The following is a 20,038-nucleotide window of genomic DNA, read 5'->3' on the forward strand; positions in this document are numbered from 1 at the left end:
ATTGGGATGCAGAAACACGGAGTGAGGGCTGCGCGCACACCAGATACGCAAAACGAGTGATGCTCTCCTTCTCTTGAACCCGGGTGCTCCGTTTCTGAGAGAGACAGGCTAGCGCACAAAGTCACGCAACGAGTAATAGTTTTGGAGAGCAACATGGTGCTGCGCATGGAGTCCCCAGCTCCTCCGATCAAGGTGGAGAACTGGCTGCGCGGCGAGCCCCTCACGAGCTTCCAGCCCGGGAAGGTGTACATCGTCGAATTTTGGGCAACTTGGTGCGGGCCATGTGCGGCAGTGATGCCTCATCTAGTACAGCTGCAAGAGAAATACAAAGACAGCGGACTTGAGCTGCTCGGCGTCGCAGCTTACGAACAAGCCCCAACGGCGGACGAGGCCCGAACAAGGTTGGACGCGTGGTTGGCCGACAAGTTCTCAAGCCTGAATTATCGGATCGGGTTCGACTCTACAGGCGAAATGCGCAAGCTTTGGATGGACTCCAGCTTTTCTGTCGGGATTCCCACCTCGTTCGTCGTTGACCGTGACGGCCACATCGCCTTTATCGGTCCTCCGATGCAGCTCGATGACGTCTTGCCGAAACTTCTTAACGGCAGCTGGCGGACCAGCGATGAAGCTAAAGCCGCCGATACAGAGCGGGTCGACAGCGGACGACGCGAAATGCGCGAAATGAAGCGTAAGCGGGCGTTGACTGAGCCGGTTCTCGCCAAGCTTTCTCCGGCGATGAAGGCGGAGGATTGGGCAAAGGCAGTTTCGGCGGCCGAAGAGGCCGTCGCGGTGATGCCGGACGACCTCAACTTCCGCGTGCTCCATGCGGATCTGTTGCTTCACAAACTGCGCAACTTGCAGACGGGCTTGCCGGGTATGAGGCAATTCGCTCGCGACGCGATCGACAAAAACGATGAGATGTGGATGGAAGGGGCGCTGCGCCAATTCTTTGATCCGGCGAATGACAACTCCCACTTCCCGTCTGCCGAGCGCCTCGCGATGGGCAAAGAGTTGTCCGAACACATTCTTGCGCTGAATCCTCCGCAAGGGGACGGTAGCTTCAAGTACCTGTCCTATGGGGCGGTCGCTCAGTATTATTATGAGAGCGGCAACAAGGATCGCGCAATCGAATTGGTCGAAGTGGCGTTGAACTCGCTAGGCGGTCCTGAGCCTATCCCCGACGAACTGAAACAGGACGTCACGTCGACGTTGGTCGAAGCGCTGGCCAACTACAAGAGTGAGAAGGCTTGCTATGGGACTCTTTGTGCAACTCCGCAAGACGGGTTTCCGGGAGCGTCAAAGCGCAGGCAACGGAGCAAACAACAAAAAGAAGGGTGATAAGTCGGAATTGCTCGCTGGCCATCATCCATTTCTTCGGCTCAATCCGCATGCATGGCTCACACAAACTCTCGAACGGATCGCACAGCGGACGACGTCTAAGATCGCTGCTCTCATGCTGTAGAACCCGCAAAAGCTTGAGCCGCCGCTTACGCAAAGAGGGGTGAAATAGGGGAAGATTCTCGATCGCAGCTCTTGAACCTTGGGCACACAAAGGACATGACGTTGGACGATCGCGACCTGAAGATTCTGGACAAGTTGCAGCTCGACACAACAATTCCCGTCACAGCGCTTGCCGAATCGACTCCGGCTTCCGAGCTCGGGTGAGAAGAATTTTTGCTATCGCAGAGATAAGGCCCTTGATTTGCACTTTCCAGAGCGATTGCGCGAAACAACGCGAGATTTGCCGCCGAAGGCGCGGTAAATTGTGCCACCTTCGCATGAAGTGGAGATCTCAATGTGCAGCGGACGATTGGGCTGATCGGAGGGATGAGCTGGGAAAGCACGGCCATCTATTACAAGGAAATCAATGAAATCGTCCGTCAGCGCCGCGGCGGTCTCGCCTCGGCAGACATCTTGCTGCGCTCGGTTGACTTCGGCTATATCGTCACCCTTCAGAAGGCAGGAGATTGGAAGCAAGCCGCGGCTTATTTAACGAGAATAGCCCGGCAGTTGGTCGACGCCGGCGCCAGCTGCATCCTGATCTGCACCAATACGATGCATGTGATTGCCGACATTGTTGCTGCCGAGCTGAGTGTGCCGCTCATCCACATCGTCGATGTGACCGCTGCGGCTCTTCTGGCTGCTTCCTTCAAGCGACCACTGTTGCTTGCGACGCGCTATACGATGGAGCAGCCGTTCTATTGTGATCGCCTGCGGCAGCGCTTCGGCCTTTCACCTGTCATACCGGGGGAGGGCGAGCGGAGCCGGATCCACAATGTCATCTTCGATGAGCTGTGCTGCGGCACTGTTTCTGATCTGTCGCGCCAGGAAGTTATCGACATGATCGCGCGCGGTCGTACACGGGGCGCGGACGCCGTTATCCTCGGCTGCACGGAGATTGGCCTTCTCATCGGCCCGGAACATTCAGAATTACCGGTGTTCGATTCGGCGAGGCTGCACGCCACAGCGGCAGCGGATTTCGCTGAGGGTAAGCTGTCAGTTGGTGCCGTCTCCATAAACGCGCGGCGATGATCGCCTCGCCGATCGACACTTGATCTTGTCCTCGGTAATGCCGACCTCGGCCTTAGCCGGGGTCCCAACGCCGCTGCACCTAGCCATGGCGGGCAGCGCGGTAGCGCAAGAAGGGCAATTGTCAACTTGTGGCAAGATCAAACCGGCGTCCCGATCACGATGAGCTGCTGCCGCCCACAAGATCGCCGAGATCGTTGTGGGGTCGGCAGCGCCACTCGACACTGAGCCGACGCTAAGGAACACGCTTCGCTCGACGGAAATTAGCGCGGATTTTCCCGCCGGTGGTCCCGACCTCCTTTTCAATGAACCCCAGTTGCTCGGGAGCAGAATTCCCGATCGGTAACTTTCTGGGCCGCTCAGCGCTTGGCGTGAGGTAAATGTTCCCGCCCGGTAACTTTTATCATTCTTCCATCGGAACGGTACGAAAAGTTCCTGATCGGTAACTTTTTTCTGGACTTATGTTGTTTCAACCCATAAAGTTCCCGTTCGGTAACTTACGACGAGAGAGCTATGAACACGCCTTCAAACGGCACTCCCCCCTCGGGCGGAAACGAGGCTCCTGGCGAGACCGGTGTCGCCCGCCAAGCCGCCGAGTTCGCGGCAGCATTCGGTCGCCTCATCCAGAAAGAACGCAAACGCCAGGGCCTCCGGCAGGACGAGCTGGCCATGGTGAGCGGGACAGGAAAGCGCTTCATCGTCGACCTCGAGGCCGGAAAAAGCACCTGTCAGCTCGGGCGCAGCCTGCACGTGGCAAACGTGCTCGGGCTGCGCATCGAGGATGTTCTCAAGGATGCCCAAGCACGCCGCGCGAACACTTCCGAGGCACCGGACATTCCCGACAGCGACGAGGAGGAGCCTCATGGACCGTCTTCCGGTCTACTTTGAGACGCGAGAGGTCGGCTGGATCACGGCCGCCGACGAAGCGTCAGGCTTCACCTATGCCGAATCCTGGCGCGGGCTGACCGGCGCCTTCCCTGTGTCGCTCACCATGCCGCTCTCGCGGGCATCGCACGATGCCTCGGTAATTCTGCCATGGGCGGCAAATCTGCTGCCGGAGAACGCAACTCTCGGGACCGTAGGTCATATGCTCGGCAAGTCGCCGGCCGATGTCATCGGTCTTCTTGCCGAGATGGGCCGCGACACCGCCGGCGCGCTCTCCGTCGGACAGCCTGGCACCGGGCTGATCGCCGGCAAATGGCGAGAGATTCCCGACAAGGCCTCCCTCGAGCGCATCCTCAATGAGCTACCCCACAAGCCCTTCCTCGTCGGCGAAGATGGCGTGTCGATGTCGCTTGCCGGTGTGCAGACGAAGCTCGCCGTCGCTCTGGATGGCGACACCCTGTATATACCGATCGACGGCGCGCCATCGACCCACATCATCAAGCCGGATGGCGAGCGCTTGCCTGGCGCCGTCCAGAACGAGGCATTCTGCCTGACGCTCGCGCGCATGATCGGCATCCCGACGCCGAAGGTGACGACCGCGACGGCAGGCGAACGTACCTACCTGCTGGTTGAGCGCTATGACCGCCGTCATGAGCGCAAGAGGTGGCGGCGGCTGCATCAGGAGGACTTTTGCCAAGCCCTGGGCCGACCGCCAGCTGCCAAGTACCAGAACAACGATAGAGGCCTAAAAGGACCATCATTGGCCGACATGGTTGGCGTGACCCAGCGCCACATGACAGCTCAGGAGACCGCCCGCTTCGTCGATCTTGCAATCTTCAATCCGATGGTTTGGAACACGGATTCTCACGCCAAAAATTACTCGCTGATGCTATCGGCGCGCGGCGCCGCCATGGCGCCAGGCTACGACATCGTCTGTGCGGCGCCATATCCGAAGATCACCCGCAACATGGCGCAGAAGATCGGCGGGCAGAAGCAGGCTGACCAGCTCGGACGCAACCACTGGGAGCGCTTCGCCACCGACTGCAAGCTCTCTCCAGCGCAGACGATCCGGCGCGTCTCCGAGATTGCTCAGGCCGTGACGCACCATGCAATGGCGGCCAAGGCCGAGGTCGAAGCCATGCCTGCCGGCGGCGATCCTGTCCTGGACATAGTGGTCGAGGCGGTGATTTCGCGCGCACGCGGCTACCTAGAGCGCCTGAAGCAAGCGGAGCCAGCGCCGGAAGGCGCAGCAGCCCCATCGCCCTAGGAATAGACGCATGTGGCGAGAAAGCCGAGCCCGCCTGCCTCACCGCCGGAAAACGTGGCTGCACATCTGCGCTCAAGGTTTCGGGGGGGACGTGCCCGACGATTTTCCGCACAAGGATACGATCATCGCACTCGAGGCGCTGCTCGAAGACGACGACAAGGATTTCACCCTAATAGCGCCCCGATCTTCCGCATCGCTATGTAGCTTGGCGCGGCGCGCAGGATAGCAAGATGTCTGCTCCCGGCACGATATTCGCGACGTGGCATGCGAAACCGCAAACGGCGTTAATCGCAAGGCCATGATGCGTGCCGATCGAGTGGCAGAGCGCCAGGCTACGGCGAGCTTCGTGCTGATGGTCGTGGTCTTCTTCGCCATCAAGGAGACGAACTCGGCAACCCGCCGCGCCTCATGCTGGTAGTTGTCTCCAAATCCTTGTCTCCAAACGCTTGACCCGCTCGCGTTGCGAATCGCGCAATGGTCATTGGATGCGTACCAGCGGCGGCAGGGTCAATGTGCGAGTCTTTGGACTTCTATCTTCGTCAAAGATGCCGCTTACGTCATGGCTCTCGCTTCGGAGCTGGCCGATCTCTGACAAAGTCGCGCCGGACCGGAGAAGCTCGCCAGCAAGGCGGTGTCGGAAGATATGGACCATGCAGCGGCGGACATATGACCTTACGTTCAGTGGACCACAGGGGTACCGACATTGCGATGCTTCCCAGCCGATGCCGTAGATATACTGCGGCGCGGGCGTCTAAAGTTCACATCCGCTCCTTAGGCGTCCCGACAAGGCAATCGCAGATTTTCGCAGATTGCGCGGCACCCCCGTTCTTCGCCTCTGCGTTCTCGAAAGATAGAATATATCCCCTTGTCATCTCGCTCGACCTGTCGATCACCAGCTTGAAGCGGCTGGCGAAATAGTCGGTGTCGGTCACGTGACGCGGATTGCGGTCGATCGAACCCTCCTGATGTGCGCGTCTACGGAATGGCGGAAGCGCATCGAACTGAAGTTTGTGTTTCGCTGGCGATAGGTCTTAAGCCCTTCACTCCATGACGTCGGCGTGAGCGGAAGAGGCTCGGGGCAGTTGACGGGCCGCCTCAGCGCGTCGAGCGTGAAGTGAAGGACGTCGCTCATGGTTAGTTTGGAAACGCAGTCGCTGTTGGAGCTTGCATACGGACGGCGCGGGCCGCTCGCCGTTGAAGGAGAGCGGCAATCGCCGTTCGAGAACCGGGCCCGTTTCTTGAGCCGCTGGTTGGCTGCTTTCGGGCAACGCTCCCTGTTGCTGATCGCGCTGCTGCTCTTCTGGTAGGCAGCATCCAGGTTTGGATTGGTCGATCCGGTCTTCCTGCCACCGTTCACGGAGGTCATCGCAGCCGGCTGGCAGCTTGCGCAAACCGGCGATCATTCACTACTCTTGAGAACAGCCAGCGAATTCACACGGCGCTTAGCGCCATCAGCAATCGATATGGCCATCTTCTCTGGAAATCCTTTTGGAAGCGCATTCAGCACCTGATCTATGGCTTTTGCGGCTGTATCGCCGAGCTGCTGGATGACAACCTTGACTGTTTTGTCGGGCAGACCGCAGCTTTTCGCAGTCTGCACGAAATGTCGGCCGAGAACCGTGTGGACGACGTAATGCCGGTTGCTGCCGATCGCCATGGCCAGCTTCATTTGGTCTTGGCTGGTCTGTCCAGCGTCCAAGCTCGGTTGGGTCGAAATGATGTCGTAAAGCGGGGCCAGATGAAAACGTCCGCCCGGCGCCAAATGAATGCTAAAATTCTTCGCATGGCCATCGGTGGCGGCGAGCAGCCAGAACACGATCTGCGCCTTGAAGAAAATGACCTGGTCGTCCTCAGGCGTATCGCTGCCCTTGAGGAAATCCGAGATTTTGCGGATGCCAGGTCCGCCGTCGGATTCATACTTGCGCGCGGGTGGAACGGACAGCGCCTGGCAGCAGTCTTCCTGCGGCAGCCGCAACAGGCGGCCGTCGCGCGTCCAGATGCGATCGAACCGCTCAACTGCGAGCACGCGGCGCCCGGCGAAATCGATGATGCTTGATTTGGCAACAGGCAAGCCGAGTGCCGCAACCAGCTCAAGGCACAGATGCTCGTTTTCAACGCTGCCGGTCAGATCGATTCCGTTCGGCAACTTCCCGATCTGCGGCTTGATAATGTGCGTAGTTGCGGTCGTGCCATGAGGCACGTGCCACTTGTCTTTCCAGTAAAGCAGCGCTGTCTTTTCCTGCGCGCCCGCGAGAGAAATGCGGAATTCCTGGTCGGCGCCGATGCCGAGCGGATTGCTGGCAAGCTTGCCGAGAATGGCGGCGATCTCCTGATCGCTAGCGGCGCGGCCATCAATGGCGCCGGCGCCCCCGGGTGCGGCACCGTCGGGAAGGAATTGCAGCGCGCCGATGCAATCGCGGCCGATTGCGGAGAGCAGGCTGTAAGCGTCGGCGCCATCAGCATGCGCGCGTTCGGCGACGCGTCGGCGGATGTCGTCATTATCGGGCAGAAGATTGTCAAAAACAGCGACGACGGGATCGCCGATATAACGATCCTCCCGCAATGGCAGCGACACCGAAACGGGGATGGCATTTTCCCACGCGAGCCACTGCTTGTCATACTGGAAATCGATTGCGCCGCTGCTCTCGCGCCGCAGCCGCCCGACCAGCCGTGCGTTGAGATAGACGTTGAGCGGCGCGCGGGCAGGACGACGCGCCATCAGAACAGATCCTCAATCGCTTCAGCCGTCAATTTGCTGCGCGGCCGGATGACCAACTCGAGGTCGAGCGCGGCCAGCGCATCCATCAAGGTGCGCAGCTGCGTTGCAGGTACACCGGCTTCCAGCTTCGAGACCGTCGCTTGACGCGCATGCATCTTCTCACCGAGGCCGGCCTGGGTGAGTTTCTTCTGGCGCCGGTAGCGCCTGATCCCGGCGCCAACTTGTTGGGGGGTGCGGACTATCGTATCCATAGGTTACCATACGCGAATGCGTATATATCGTCAATATACGCGACCGCGAATATCAGCCAATTATACGCCTCGCGTATATTTATGCTTTAATACGCCATTGCGTATGAAGCCCCGCGATTTCCCCACGCCTTATTGAAATTATTAAAAAACCATCACGGGCCCCTGCTCGTATCTGCCAGTCGGGCGTACGTCGCCTTGATCAGGTCGTCCAACGCCGCAGCGGCGTCCTCGTTGAGATTGGGATCTTCGCGCAGGATGGACGAGACCTGGGTCAAGGGGCTGGCCGCGCCGAAGCGACTTTGAAAAAGACACCCGGGCGGCAATCCGGGCCAGGGCGGAGGTCATGGCGGTGGCCCCGACAAGCCCGTCAGTCCGTTCGTCATCGAAAAACCGGTCACGGTCGAGGACAAGAAGCAGACCGGCCATCAATCAGGCCAGCACGTTCCGATCCAGCTCTACTTCGTGCTGAGCCTTGAGCGCGTCGGCGGCAAGACCGAGCTGATCGAACGGCATGATGCACATCACCGGCATGGTCAGCTGCATCGGCAGCGAGATGATCAGCGAGCCAACACATGATTCGGCATGCCGACGCCGCCGATGATCAGCAGCAGCACCGGCGCGCCCGTCGCCGATGATGGGCGAGAGAGCCTCGTCGACATGTCGAATTGGCATCACGGCGTTGGCGACGCCGTCGGCTTCGCAATTGAAACGCGCGCCAGAAGACCTTCCTTGCCTCCCGTAAGCCCGTACTCCTCTGCCGCCTTGCCGTCGAGTTTGGCCGCTTCGGCTACGCCCTTCGCGAGCATGTCGAAAGTGTCGTCCGAAAGACGCAGGGCGCCAACACCAAGCCGTCGTCGCCATCTGGCTCCGCGTTCCCACGCTTCGATCCACCCAAAGCCTAGGTCGCTGCTACGTTTGACGGCATTGAATGCTTGAATGAGCGCGCCAGCCTGGTTGATGTCCTTTTTGGCCTTATCCGCAAAGAACACATTCCGTTTGGTCGCGATGATCAGTTTGTGGACGGCGTAGCGCTCCGGGGCCGGTACAAGGACCGGCACTCCGGCGTCGTGCAAGACCACAGAGCGGATGGGCTCATGGATCAGGTAGTCTTCGAACCGCAACACCTGCGCCCCTACAGACGGTCCCAATGAAGGCATCTGCGTCAGTCTAGAGGAGTAGTCCTCGTCGCCACGGTTTGGTGTAAGGAATTCGACCTTGAAGCCGGTGGCATTGGCAAAACCGCTGAACAGCTTGGTTTCATCGGGGGAGAATGAGGGCGCAAATGTCGGATCCACCTTTTTCAGGATCTCTTCGATGTCGGGCATGCTTTCATCGATCGAGATCGAGATGCCGTAGAATTTCGCGATGTCCGGATCCTCGGTCGTCACGAGCTCGTCGGGCAGCTTGACGCCGAGTACGCCGCTGTATGTCTGATAGGCCATCGAACCGACGAGCGTGGCGCGAAGCCGGAAGAGTCCCGCGCGCGCGAGTTCGTTGACGACGAGACCTTCCATGTGGGGAGGAGCAGGGTAGCCGGCCCGCCTCAACTTCGCTGCCAGCTCGCGTCGCGCGCGATAGCCAATCTTGGTGCGCTGGAAAGCTTCCGCGCGTTTGGCAATCTCGGGATCATCGGCCGGACCGACATATTTGAGAGTCGTCTTCGTCGGTCCCTCGCCACCGGAGGGCTTGTAGGCCTTGTAGTAATAGTATTCGCGGTTGGCTCGCTTCTGTTTGAGAAAGGTCCCGTTTTCCGGGAAGTTCTCGTCGAAATCCGCGTCGGTCGCCTTCTGAACCAGGTTGGAGAACATGACTTGGTCGATGTTGGAAAACTGCTTCATAGGTGCTTGTTACCATTTTGGCGAAGTGGTAACAATGTTTTTTGTGTCCATCCTGCCAAAATGGTAGCAAATTTGTATCCATTTTGCTATAATGGTAACAACAATGAATTCAATGACTTGAGGCCCGGATTGTTCCGGATCTTAAGACCGAACTCCTAGGCTCCGATCAGACTCTGGGAGTCTCGACAGCGACTGAGCTGGAAAGCTATATTAGAACATACTAAGAACTGATCTTCCGGTTGTATTTTCAAGACCCACTCTCAATAACAATGCTGTCCGGCACATCATGCGTTTAGCGTCGCCAACTCAGGATGAAGTCGGGCCCAGGAGCCGCGTCATTGACCTTGTTTCGCCATTTGCATGACGACGCGTTTCTAGCTTTTTCGCGCGATCACAAGCACCTGTATGCGGCGTGTCTGCTCGATCTACACGAACGCTTCTTTTCAGGCGCGCCTTCGTTCCCGACCCCGCAGCAGGTCGTCCATGCCATCTACGACGTCATGCGCGCCAACCCCACCCTCTGGAACGAGGGCGATGATTTGGGCATCCTGCCGGAAATGATCTCCGCGGGACGCCGCCGGATCCGGAAGGCCGACGTCGCGCTCGCTTCCGAGAAGGGCGACAAGGCGCTCGGGCTTGCGCGACAATTGTACGCCCGGCTGCTCGCCTGGGGATGGCTTGAAGAGGAGGAATACGGGCTTCGGGTTACCGTGGACATGGCTATGGGACCGCTGCTCGTGATCCAGCGGTTCGCGAGCCTCAACAAGGATCTCTCGCAGCGATTCGGCGGCTTGATCGTGCAAATCCGCCTCAACCTGGAGGCCGTCGAAAAACTGAGGCCCGAGATCACCGACCGCAAGCAGCGCGAAGCCGCGCTCGCCGTCCGCGAGGCGCGCAATCAGGCCGACCAGTTCACTAAGAGCCTGCGGGCCATTCTGGCCGATCTGAAGCGCGTCCGACGAACCGTCATGGAGTCGAAAACAGTCGCTACCCGGCTGGAAGCCTTTTTCGAGGAGTTCGTCGACCAGCTCCTGTTGAAGGATTTCGAGTCCATCCTCACCGTCAACCATCCGTACCGCTTCCGCGACGCCATTGTCGATCTCGCGCGGAGGATCTCCTACACCCCGGAAACCATGCAGGTCCTCGCCGAGGAGTACACAGCTTCCAGCATGGCAGCCGACATCGAGGACGGTCGAATGGCCGCGGCCGACGACCTGCTGGCCATCGAAAGCATCTTCGATCAGATCGGGGAGATGTTCGATAGGATCGAAGCCTTCCGTAGGCAGCTCGAAGCCCGGGTCCGCAACACCATTAAGTACGCCGAGCGGGGCGGGCAGGGACTCGTCGGCCGGGCCGGCGACCTGGTGCGGCGCCTGGATGCCCTACTGCGCGACGGCAGACACCAGAAGGCTGCAATCGAATGGAGCATCGAGCCGTTGCGGTCCCCCTGGTCGGAGCACCATCAGGCGCCGGCCAGGCAGCCGCGCCGTCCCGTCGAAGCAAGGGAGCTCTCCGAGCCGCCGTCGGATCCGCTGTACGAACTGCGCAAGAAGCTCCGCCTCGAGTACATCGCTCGCATCGCGCCCCGCCCCGAGGATGTCAGACGATTCCTCGAGGGCCAGGTGCCGCCATTCGCGACCAGGGAAGCCCGCTTCATGGAAATCGGCACCGTGGACGACTTCCTCGCCTTCGATTGCGCCCGCCGCTACGCCCTGACCGGTGAGGTTCCGGCGCAGGTCGCGGCCGGCTTCGAACTCGAACCGTGCCCCGACACGCCACCACACGACAGCGAATGGCTTCGGTGTGCGAACTTCGTGGTCAAGCGATCCGGCGTACTCCGGAAGGCGAGGCCAGCTCATGCTCAGTGAATTCGAAAACATCGAGCGCTCGTTCGGCGCGGAAAAGGCAGCCGACCTCCGCAAAGCGCTGCACTTCCTGCTGCGGCGGCAGTTCGTGTTCGCAGGAGATCCCCGGACCGGGACAGTCTGCAACACGATCATGGATGGCCGCTTCCGCGACGTGGTCGACGGCTTCTTCGATAGTTGCGGATACCGCGTTCATCGCGATCCTGAAGCGCAGTGGGCCGGCATTCTCGCCATGGACGAGGACGTGCCGCTGCCCCGGATGAAGCTCGACGAAACCATCGTCATGCTGGTGCTGGCGGCGTACTGGCAGCAGGAGGTGAACGTCGGAGCGGTCGAGGACCGGGCCGTCGTTGTCGCCACCTTGAACGACCTGTTCGACCGCTACCGCGAGATGGCGCAACACGGCGGCGGAGGCGCGATCTCGCCCGCCCGCTTCCGGGACATCCTGCGCGAGGCCGCCCAACGCAGTTTGGTCGAGATCGGTGATTTTGACGACGAGCAGCAGGACTGCGAGATCAGGATCCGCCCGATGATTAAGCTGATCAGTGGCGGCGATGCCCTCCAACGGCTTGAGCGCTACGTCCGTAGCGAGGAGGCGCGGTTTCCGCAGCCTGCAGGAGACGAGGCATGATGGAGCTACGACACCTGACGATGGTGAACTGGCACCTGTTCGACGTCGCCGACATCGACGTGAGGGGACACGTCGGGGTCCTGGGCGAGAACCGGTCCGGCAAATCGACAATCCTCGACATGGCACAGGTCGTCCTCACCGGCGGCAGCCGGCGGTTCTTGCGCCTGAACGCGGTCGCCGGTGACAGCGGAAAATCGCGCAGCGGCTCGAAGCGCAGCGTCGTCGACTACTGCCTTGGGACGCTCGGCGAAGACCAGCGCCGGCGCGACGAGGCACGCACCTACATCTCGCTAGGATTCGAAGACAAGGAAGGCGATCGACCGCCGGTCACGATCGGCATGGCGCTTGAGGCGCGCAAGTCCGACAGCAGGGAGACCGTGCTGGCACTGTTCGTCGCCGTCGGGACCGTTTTGAGCTCCAAGGACTTCATCGAGCAGCGAGGAAAGTCGCAATTCCCGGCGCAGTGGGAGGACGTGCGCGCCCGGATCGTCGCGGCGGTCGGGGAAGGCAAGTTCGTCAATCATCGCGACCGGGCGAGCGACTTCGTCCGTGAGTACATGCGCCATCTTCTGCCGCATTCGCCCTATGGCGAGCAGAACGCCAGCGCCCTGCAGAAATCAATCGTCAACGCGATGACGCTCGACCACAACCAGACGGCGACGCAGTTCGTGCGGAACTACATCCTCGAGGACAGTCCGATCGGCATCAAGGAGCTGCGCGAGTCGATCCAGACATACCGCAACATCAGCGAGACCATCCGGAAAATGCGCCTCAGGCTCGAAGCCCTGAGGGCGCTTCGGGGCGTCCTCGGCACCCTTGAAGAAGCGCTCGAGACCAAGTTCAGGGAGGAGTGGATCGCAAAACGCGCGATTTGGCTCGCGGCGCGCGCGACAAACCTGGACTTCAAGACTAAGCGGCGTACCGAGATGGCGCGCAGGGACGCCGCAGCAAAAGAACTCGAATTCATCGACCACGACGTCGACGCCATCGATCAGGAGATCGAACGCCTCACGGCCGCGATCGCCGAGCACGACGCCAAGACCGGCAGAAAGTCCCTGCAGCAGACCGCCGATGTGGCCGGGCAGGCGGCGCACCGCGCCTCGGCGGACTTCAAGACTCGCATGGAGAACATCCGTCGCCTGGAGCCGCTACGCGCGATGTGCGCGGACGGTTTCGAGGACTTCGTTCCTGCGCTTGAGCGTCTTCTGACCGCCATCTCCGGGGCCGACATCGCCGGCGTCTCCGACGAGCTCTCCGCGGCCGAGAAGTCCTTCGCGGCAAGCGGCGCCAAATGGCTGCCGAAGATCGACGAAGCGCGTCAAACGATCATCGCGGAGCTATCCGGGCTCCGAGGCCGGCGCGACGAGGTGCTCGAACGGATCCGACAGCACGCCGCCGGAGGGGCGCGCGCCTATCTCGGCGACGACACTGAACTCCTCTGCCGCAGGCTGCGGCAGAGGGGAATGGTCCCGCGCGTACTCTGCGACATCATCGACGTCGCCGAACCCGAGTGGGTAGGAGCCGCCGAGGCGCTCCTCGGCCGCGACCGGGAAGCCGTGTTCGTGGACAGAGCGGATATCAGCGCCGCCACGGCAATCTTCAAGGAAGGTCGCCGCGAGTTTCGCCATGCATCGCTAGTGAGCCTAAATAAGCTCGAGCAGTTCAGGGCCAAGCCGGAGCGCGGCACTTTTCCCTCCATCTTCCGGAGCCAGGATCCGGACGCGATGGCCTTCATCATGCGCCGCTACGGCACGGTCCGTCTCGCGGACACGCTCGACCAGTTCAACAGGCCCGGCCGGGCTATCATGAAGGATGGCCTCTACGACGACGGACTCGTAAGGACCCATCGCTGGATCGAAGCCTCGCAGCACAAGATTGGAAAGGCGGCCCAGGCGAACGCCCTGCGCTCACTGCAGGATCAGGCCGAGGAACTGGGTCGGATCCTGACCGACAAGGGGAAGGAGGTCCATGCCGCGGAGCAGGCTTTTGCTGCTCTGAAGAACATCTGCGAGGAACGTAATGACCTGGGGGCTTGCGCGGCCGCTTTCGCGGCCGCGCAGACTGAGGTCGCTGAAGCTCAGGCCAGGCTCGATGCCCTCGACGGCGCGGGGGACGGCGGGCTTCGCGACAAAAAGAGGGCGCAGCAGAAGCTGAAGGAGAAGAGGCTGGAGGAGAGAAAGACGCAGCAGAAGGCGTTCGGCGAGCATGACGGCGAGGTCAGGTCGGCGGAGAGGAGGCTCGGAGAGGGCGAGAACGTGCCCGGCTCCGAACTCAACCTCAGGGTCGCCCGGTCGATATACCGCAAGTTCGTCCCACTCTACTCCACCGCGAAAGGCAGGGCCGTCTACCGCGACCGCCTCGATGCCGCAGCCCAAAAGGGCTCCGCGGAGAAACACCGGGCCATCGCCGAGAAGGCCTTGAAGGATGCGAACGCGTCCGACAACGAGCGCGCCCGGATCGAGCGACGGGTCCGCGAGCTTCTTTACGATTACTTCGACCAGTTCGGGATGAGCTCGCAAGTCGGCGCGGAAAGCGAGCCGCTGCGGGAGGTGAAGCCGTGGATGGAGCAGCTCATCTCGGATATCGAATCCAACGAGCTGCGCCAGTACGAACGGCAGGCGAGGGAAGCGGCGGAGAAGGCCTCCACCCTGCTGCGCGGCGAGTTCATCAACGCCCTCACGGCCCGGATCGGAAAGATGGAGCGGGAGCTGCAATCGTTGAACCGTAGCCTCTACGCACATCCTTTCCATAACGAGCGATACTCATTCCACCGCACCCAGTTGGTGGAATTCCAGCCCATCCTGAAGATCATCGAGATCGCCAAAACCTCTCCGGAGGCGCTCGACATGCTGTTCCGGGGCGACGTGCCCGATGACTTCCCGCACAAGGATACGATCGTCGCACTCGAGGCGCTGCTCGAGGACCCCGACAAGGATTTCACCCAGTTCGAGGACTACCGCAACTTCTACACCTTCGAGATCCACATGGAGGATGTCGCCACCGGCCGCTCGACCCGCTGGGAGCAGCGGCGCGGCACCGGGTCTGGCGCCGAACAGGAGGTGCCTATCTACGTTGCCATCGGCGCTTCGCTGGCCGCCGTCTACGGCAGCGCGGAGCGTCGTGCCGGCAAGCCCGCCGGTTTCGCGCTCGCCATGTTCGACGAGGCCTTCTCCAAGATGGACGGCAAGAACCAGCGGCAGATGATGAGCTTCTACAAGAACCTTGGCCTGCAGTTCGTGATCGCGGCGCCGTTCGAGAAGCGGGTCGCCGTGCTCGAGCACATGGACACCATCGTGGAGGTGGACCGCATCGGCGAGCAGTCCAGGGCCACCGTGGTGGAACTGAAAGACAAGGCCAAGCGCGAACTCATGGCTATCGATCCCGACCTGATGTCCGAAGATGAGCTCGCCACCCGTCTGGCCGCCGAGTAGCCATGGCTCGGCGTTTCACGGATGCGATCGGCCTGCTGAACGACCTGCTCAACCGCTTCGAGGCCGGGGCCGCAAGCCCGATCGCCCACCCGGACTACCCCGCCTTCCCATCAGTCGTCGCGGCGGACGCCTTCCTGAAACAGATCAGGGAAGCCGAAAGTGCCGGCGCGGTCTCCATCCGCTGGGGGCGCGGCGCCAGCCGAGACCAAGTGGCACATGTGCGGCTGGCCTCGGCGGAGATCTTATACCGATATCTCGGCCGCACCCCGGCCTCACGCATCGCGGAGCATGCCGCCGTCCGGCTTGTAGCCGGAGTGGCGCTGCACGAGTCCCTGAAGAACAGCGGCTCTCAAATCGCAGAGGTGTGGGCGCGGGGTAAGACGTGGCACGGATTCGGTTCGTCCGACGTCGACACGCTGCGCCACGCATTCGTTCTCGCCCAGGCGATCCTCGATAACAAACATCTGGACGTCGACTACAAAACTTTCTCGCGACGTACGGTGGGGCACAGCAAGATACTCGAGCGCATCGAGGGGGCCGTGGTCCGGCTTTTGAGCGGCATAATGGACTTTCCGCCTGGCGCCCGCCCCCGCGAGGCACTGCGAGCGATCGGGCTGGAGCGCTTCGCGCCGCCCCTGCTGATCGCGGGCAAGATCGACCTCGACGGAGCCGATCTTTCCAGGATATCTCCGCATTATCTCGGAATCACTCCCAAGGAAGCAGATCGCGTCCGGTTCCGGGAGCCGCCGGCCTACGTTCTAACCATTGAAAACTTCGCAAGCTTCAACCGGCACATCGCCGAGGCGGACCCCGGCCGATTAGGCACGACCATGTATGTCGGCGGGTACCCCTCGCTTGCCACCCAGCAGGCGCTGCGGACAATCGCAGGATTGGTATCCGAACAGACGCCGATCTTTCATTGGTCGGACATCGATCCGGACGGCACCTGGATCTTCCACACCATCGAGCGCGCCGTCGATCGACCGATCCGTCCCCACCTCATGAGCGTCGCAGTTGCCGAGCGTTTGGGACAAGTGCCGTTCAAAAAATCGGCCCCCGCTCGATGTCCAGCGGACTCCGGTATCGCGGCTCTGGCGGCGTACCTGGCGAAAGATGGAGCCAAGACGCTCGAGCAGGAAGAACTCGATCCAGTCCTGCCAGAGTTTCATTAGAAAATGCGCGGACGCTCGTGGTTGCGGCTTTGGCTGTCTCGTTCAAGACGTCGTTTGTTTCAAGCGCGACAACAACACCGCCTGCAACTACGTGCTGCGAGAAAACCGACATCGTTTCTTCATAAAAACGCTCAACCGGCATTGGCATGCCGGTTGCTTGAAGATGTGACGAAACCACCTGTGACTATGATGCTCCTTCAGCATCCGGTCGAAGTATTCAGATGAAACTTGCCCGCTTGATCGATGGCAGAGGTCTCCTAATGCGCTTTCCAAACCGTGCGCCTGCGTCGCGAACTCTGCCATCTTCGGATCGCGCTCCGGTTTGCCGGGCAGAACCCGATCGTCTTGTAAGGGGCTCGCAACGAATGGTGGTCCTCAACAAGAGCGCCAGCGTAAAGGCGTCCTCAGGACGATCGTTTGGCATCGCTTTAGCGCATGGCTCAGGGTGGGGCATCTGCGACATGCGGAGCCTGCATTCTTGAAGCTTAAGTGCCGGCCTTGCATCGGTGCTTGCAGATGGTCAATGAGCTAATGCAGAACGATTGGGATCTTGAGAAAATACTCAGACAACAGGACGAGCTCAAGGTCAAGCTGCTTCGCGCCCAATCGGTTGTCGCCGAATGTAAGGCAGGATTGGCGGATCTGGAGCGGAGGCTTGAGTGTCGAGCGGTCTCATCGTCGATCGATGAACGCCAGCGCAACTCTGCGGCAAACAATTCAATACGTAACGCACGACCGCCCAAATCGCGAAGTGTCGATGATCCTGTTAACCCGGATTCTGCCGTGGCATTTTCGTCTCGATCATGGGACCGCTGAAAGCTGCCGCCGCGCACGTTGACGGCGACAGGTTTGGTCACGGACCTGGCGAAGATCTGCCGCAAGGCCGGGATCAGCCAGGCGACCTATTTCAACTGGAAGAAGAAGTATGACGGTCTGCTGCCGACCGAGATCCGCCGGCTGAAGCAGCTCGAGGAGGAGAACGGCAAGCTGAAGAAGTCGGTCGCCGATCTCAGCCTCGACATGGAGATGCTGCAGGACGTGATCCGCCGAAAGCTATCAAGCCTGGCTGGAAGCGCAAGCTGGTCGACGAGGTCTGTGGCGAGTGGCAGGTCTCGATCCGCAAGGCTTGCGAAGCCCTCGAGTTCGATCGGTCGACCTACCACTACGAATCCCGTCGCCCCGGTCAGGCTGCCCTCGAACAGAAGATCAAGGAGATCTGCCATGTTCGTATTCGCTACGGTTATCGTCATGTTCACGTCCTGCTGCGTCGTGAAGGCTGGCGCCATGGCCGGAACAAGACGCGGCGCATCTATCGCGAATTGGGCCTGCAATTACGCAACAAAACGCCGAAGCGTCGGGTCAAGGCCAAGCTGCGCGATGATCGCAGGCCGGCGACGCGATCGAACGAGACCTGGGCGATGGACTTCGTCCATGACCAGTTGGCGACCGGACACAAGCTGCGCGTGCTCACGATTGTCGATACCTTCTCCCGCTTCTCGCCGGCGCTGGCGCCACGGTTTACCTTCCGCGGCACCGATGTCGTGGAGGTGCTGGAAAGGGCCTGCAAGGAAGTGGGATTCCCGGCAACGATCCGCGTCGATCAAGGCAGCGAGTTCGTGTCCCGCGATCTTGACCTCTGGGCCTACCAGCGCGGTGTCACCCTGGACTTCTCGCGGCACGGTAAGCCAACCGACAACGCGTTCATTGAGGCCTTCAACGGCCGCTTCAGGGCCGAATGCCTCAACGCCCACTGGTTCCTGTCTCTTGCGGACGCCCAGCAAAAAGTGGAGACTTGGCGCAGATACTACAATGAAGAACGGCCCCATGGGGCAATCGGTGACCTGCCACTGCGTATTTCCTCCAGAAGGAGCTAGAGTCCGGCCCGAAGAAGGACGGACAGATGAAGCGAGCAAGGTTCACGGAAGAGCAGATTATCGCGGTATTGAAGGAGCATGAGGCTGGGGCGAAGACAGCCGACCTGGCTCGCAAGCACGGTGTTTCCGAGGCGACGATCTACAATTGGAAGGCCAAATTCGGCGGCATGGACGTTTCCGAAGCGAAGCGGCTGAGGGCCTTGGAAGAGGAGAACGGGAAGCTGAAGAAGCTTCTGGCCGAGCAGATGCTCGATGCGGCCGCACTTCGCGAGCTCCTTTCAAAAAAATGGTAGGGCCCGCCGCCAAGCGCGCTGCGATCGCGCATCTGCAGGCCGTCATGAGCCTGTCGGAACGGCGGGCCTGCTCGATTGTGGGGGCGGATCGGAAGATGATCCGCTATCGCTCCAGCCGCCCGCCGGACGCAGTTCTGCGTGGCCGATTGCGCGACCTCGCCAACGAGCGGCGGCGTTTCGGCTATCGCCGGTTGTTCGTCTTGCTACGGCGGGAGGGCGAGCCATCGGGGATCAACCGGATCTACCGGCTTTACCGCGAGGAAGGGCTCACCGTCCGCAAACGGCGGGCTCGCCGCAAGGCCGTGGGGACCCGTGCCCCGATCCTGGTCGAGGCGAGGCCGAACGCGCGCTGGTCGCTGGACTTCGTCCACGACCAGTTCGCCAATGGCCGACGCTTCCGCATCCTCAACATCGTCGACGACGTCACCAAGGAATGCCTGGGCGCCATTCCGGAGACGTCGATCTCGGGGCGGCGCGTGGCCCGCGAACTGACGGCAATCGTCCAGCGACGCGGCAAGCCAGGAATGATCGTGTCCGACCATGGCACCGAATTCACCTGCAACGCCATGCTCGCTTGGTGCAAGGACGCAGCCGTCGATTGGCACTTCATTACGCCGGGAAAGCCGATGCAGAACGGCTTCGTCGAGAGTTTCAATGGCCGGATGCGCGATGAGCTACTCAACGAGACCCTGTTCTTCGATCTCGATGACGCCCGCGCCAAGATCGCCAACTGGGTCGCCGACTACAATCTCCAGCGTCCCCACTCGTCGCTGAAATACCTGACCCCCGCGGCCTACGCCGCCCACCTCACCGCAACGGACGATCGGCTGCGCAACCCCGACCAGCTCCGCCGATCGTCCGTTGCTCCATCCGCGCCACTTGGCGTACAAAACCCCGAGACTCTAACTGCCGCTGGATGAAAATGCAGTGGCAGGTCAGCACAGTTCAATTGCTCAACTACTTGAGAAGGCTCATCAAATAGGAGCTGTACCTCCGGATCACAATGCTGCTTTGATGTACGAGAGAATTGAGCAGTTTCAAAGGGCGCTGCAGCTATATCGGGCTCCGTCGCTGCCAATTGAGGTACATCAGTTTTACGCGACGGATTCTTCCGTAAGTTGTCGCGCACGACTAGACAAGAGCTCAATAGCTCCAGAGATGAGCTCCCCGATGCGAGGCTGGGACAGGGTTTTGAGTGCAGCGGCCATTGATACCACACCGATTCCAGGCAATCACGCGACGATGATGAACACTCCAGAAAACCGCAAAGTCCTGGCACGCTC

The 20,038-nt window shown here is 60.8% G+C and carries 15 protein-coding genes and 1 pseudogene; 11 read left to right on the forward strand and 5 right to left on the reverse strand.

The features are described from left to right. Positions 1-153 precede the first annotated feature (153 nt). The 4 genes from ACNJX8_RS10375 to ACNJX8_RS10390 all read left to right on the forward strand — a co-directional run bounded on the left by ACNJX8_RS10375 (position 154) and on the right by ACNJX8_RS10390 (position 4,681). Positions 154-1,338 carry a TlpA disulfide reductase family protein gene (locus tag ACNJX8_RS10375; protein ID WP_439360512.1) on the forward strand — a complete coding sequence of 395 codons (1,185 nt, stop codon included), beginning with the start codon at positions 154-156 and terminating at the stop codon, positions 1,336-1,338. Between the two features lie 459 nt (positions 1,339-1,797). Continuing rightward, positions 1,798-2,532 carry an aspartate/glutamate racemase family protein gene (locus tag ACNJX8_RS10380; RefSeq protein ID WP_439360513.1) on the forward strand — a complete coding sequence of 245 codons (735 nt, stop codon included), beginning with the start codon at positions 1,798-1,800 and terminating at the stop codon, positions 2,530-2,532. A 510-nt stretch (positions 2,533-3,042) separates the two neighbouring features. Next, entirely contained in the window at positions 3,043-3,417 is a 375-nt protein-coding gene (locus ACNJX8_RS10385) for a helix-turn-helix domain-containing protein (RefSeq protein ID WP_439360514.1), read from the forward strand. Then, positions 3,392-4,681 carry a type II toxin-antitoxin system HipA family toxin gene (locus ACNJX8_RS10390; RefSeq protein ID WP_439360515.1) on the forward strand — a complete coding sequence of 430 codons (1,290 nt, stop codon included), beginning with the start codon at positions 3,392-3,394 and terminating at the stop codon, positions 4,679-4,681. Before ACNJX8_RS10385 ends, ACNJX8_RS10390 begins: the two co-directional genes overlap by 26 nt. A 758-nt stretch (positions 4,682-5,439) precedes the next feature. Here ACNJX8_RS10390 and ACNJX8_RS10395 read toward each other — a convergent pair. Beyond that, positions 5,440-5,613 (reverse strand): hypothetical protein, encoded by a 174-nt coding sequence (locus tag ACNJX8_RS10395; RefSeq protein ID WP_439360516.1) that lies wholly within the window; start codon positions 5,611-5,613, stop codon positions 5,440-5,442. A gap of 198 nt (positions 5,614-5,811) precedes the next feature. Here ACNJX8_RS10395 and ACNJX8_RS10400 point away from each other — a divergent pair, with 198 nt between their 5' ends. Beyond that, positions 5,812-5,988 (forward strand): hypothetical protein, encoded by a 177-nt coding sequence (locus ACNJX8_RS10400; RefSeq protein WP_439360517.1) that lies wholly within the window; start codon positions 5,812-5,814, stop codon positions 5,986-5,988. Positions 5,989-6,080: 92 nt separating this feature from the next. Here the strand turns inward: ACNJX8_RS10400 and ACNJX8_RS10405 are convergent, their stop codons facing one another. The 4 genes from ACNJX8_RS10405 to ACNJX8_RS10420 form a co-directional block, all read right to left on the reverse strand. Then, positions 6,081-7,400, reverse strand: coding sequence for a type II toxin-antitoxin system HipA family toxin (locus ACNJX8_RS10405; RefSeq protein WP_439360518.1), 1,320 nt, complete (start codon positions 7,398-7,400; stop codon positions 6,081-6,083). Then, positions 7,400-7,651 (reverse strand): helix-turn-helix domain-containing protein, encoded by a 252-nt coding sequence (locus ACNJX8_RS10410; RefSeq protein WP_439360519.1) that lies wholly within the window; start codon positions 7,649-7,651, stop codon positions 7,400-7,402. Before ACNJX8_RS10410 ends, ACNJX8_RS10405 begins: the two co-directional genes overlap by 1 nt. A gap of 429 nt (positions 7,652-8,080) precedes the next feature. Further along, positions 8,081-8,323 carry a hypothetical protein gene (locus ACNJX8_RS10415; protein ID WP_439360520.1) on the reverse strand — a complete coding sequence of 81 codons (243 nt, stop codon included), beginning with the start codon at positions 8,321-8,323 and terminating at the stop codon, positions 8,081-8,083. Beyond that, positions 8,323-9,489 (reverse strand): nucleotidyltransferase family protein, encoded by a 1,167-nt coding sequence (locus tag ACNJX8_RS10420; RefSeq protein ID WP_439360521.1) that lies wholly within the window; start codon positions 9,487-9,489, stop codon positions 8,323-8,325. Before ACNJX8_RS10420 ends, ACNJX8_RS10415 begins: the two co-directional genes overlap by 1 nt. 338 nt (positions 9,490-9,827) lie before the next feature. Between ACNJX8_RS10420 and ACNJX8_RS10425 the strand changes: the two genes are divergently transcribed. The 6 genes and pseudogenes from ACNJX8_RS10425 (at position 9,828) to ACNJX8_RS10450 (ending at position 19,675) form a co-directional block, all read left to right on the forward strand. After that, positions 9,828-11,357, forward strand: coding sequence for a Wadjet anti-phage system protein JetA family protein (locus ACNJX8_RS10425; protein WP_439360522.1), 1,530 nt, complete (start codon positions 9,828-9,830; stop codon positions 11,355-11,357). Further along, positions 11,347-11,985, forward strand: coding sequence for a DUF4194 domain-containing protein (locus ACNJX8_RS10430; protein WP_439360523.1), 639 nt, complete (start codon positions 11,347-11,349; stop codon positions 11,983-11,985). The genes ACNJX8_RS10425 and ACNJX8_RS10430 overlap by 11 nt, the downstream gene beginning before the upstream one ends. After that, entirely contained in the window at positions 11,985-15,416 is a 3,432-nt protein-coding gene (locus tag ACNJX8_RS10435) for an SbcC/MukB-like Walker B domain-containing protein (RefSeq protein WP_439361875.1), read from the forward strand. Before ACNJX8_RS10430 ends, ACNJX8_RS10435 begins: the two co-directional genes overlap by 1 nt. Before the next feature lie 2 nt (positions 15,417-15,418). Then, positions 15,419-16,588, forward strand: coding sequence for a Wadjet anti-phage system protein JetD domain-containing protein (locus ACNJX8_RS10440; protein WP_439360524.1), 1,170 nt, complete (start codon positions 15,419-15,421; stop codon positions 16,586-16,588). Between the two features lie 861 nt (positions 16,589-17,449). Further along, positions 17,450-18,462, forward strand: a pseudogene (locus ACNJX8_RS10445) (IS3 family transposase); the annotation flags it as partial. Between the two features lie 26 nt (positions 18,463-18,488). Further along, a protein-coding gene (locus ACNJX8_RS10450) for an IS3 family transposase (protein WP_439360525.1) occupies positions 18,489-19,675 on the forward strand; the annotation gives its coding sequence in 2 pieces (ribosomal slippage) (positions 18,489-18,741 and positions 18,741-19,675; 1,188 coding nt in all). Positions 19,676-20,038 lie beyond the last annotated feature (363 nt).

Origin of the sequence: Bradyrhizobium sp. SPXBL-04 (assembly GCF_051853035.1) — a bacterium.
In the GTDB taxonomy this organism is placed as follows: domain Bacteria; phylum Pseudomonadota; class Alphaproteobacteria; order Rhizobiales; family Xanthobacteraceae; genus Bradyrhizobium; species Bradyrhizobium zhanjiangense.

Coding starts and splice junctions, on each gene's coding strand:
- ACNJX8_RS10375 (WP_439360512.1), top strand. CDS start 154: ATGGTGCTGCGCATGGAGTCCCCAGCTCCTCCGATCAAGGTGGAGAAC.
- ACNJX8_RS10385 (WP_439360514.1), top strand. CDS start 3,043: ATGAACACGCCTTCAAACGGCACTCCCCCCTCGGGCGGAAACGAGGCT.
- ACNJX8_RS10390 (WP_439360515.1), top strand. CDS start 3,392: ATGGACCGTCTTCCGGTCTACTTTGAGACGCGAGAGGTCGGCTGGATC.
- ACNJX8_RS10400 (WP_439360517.1), top strand. CDS start 5,812: ATGGTTAGTTTGGAAACGCAGTCGCTGTTGGAGCTTGCATACGGACGG.
- ACNJX8_RS10405 (WP_439360518.1), bottom strand. CDS start 7,400: ATGGCGCGTCGTCCTGCCCGCGCGCCGCTCAACGTCTATCTCAACGCA.
- ACNJX8_RS10410 (WP_439360519.1), bottom strand. CDS start 7,651: ATGGATACGATAGTCCGCACCCCCCAACAAGTTGGCGCCGGGATCAGG.
- ACNJX8_RS10415 (WP_439360520.1), bottom strand. CDS start 8,323: ATGCCAATTCGACATGTCGACGAGGCTCTCTCGCCCATCATCGGCGAC.
- ACNJX8_RS10420 (WP_439360521.1), bottom strand. CDS start 9,489: ATGAAGCAGTTTTCCAACATCGACCAAGTCATGTTCTCCAACCTGGTT.
- ACNJX8_RS10430 (WP_439360523.1), top strand. CDS start 11,347: ATGCTCAGTGAATTCGAAAACATCGAGCGCTCGTTCGGCGCGGAAAAG.
- ACNJX8_RS10435 (WP_439361875.1), top strand. CDS start 11,985: ATGGAGCTACGACACCTGACGATGGTGAACTGGCACCTGTTCGACGTC.
- ACNJX8_RS10440 (WP_439360524.1), top strand. CDS start 15,419: ATGGCTCGGCGTTTCACGGATGCGATCGGCCTGCTGAACGACCTGCTC.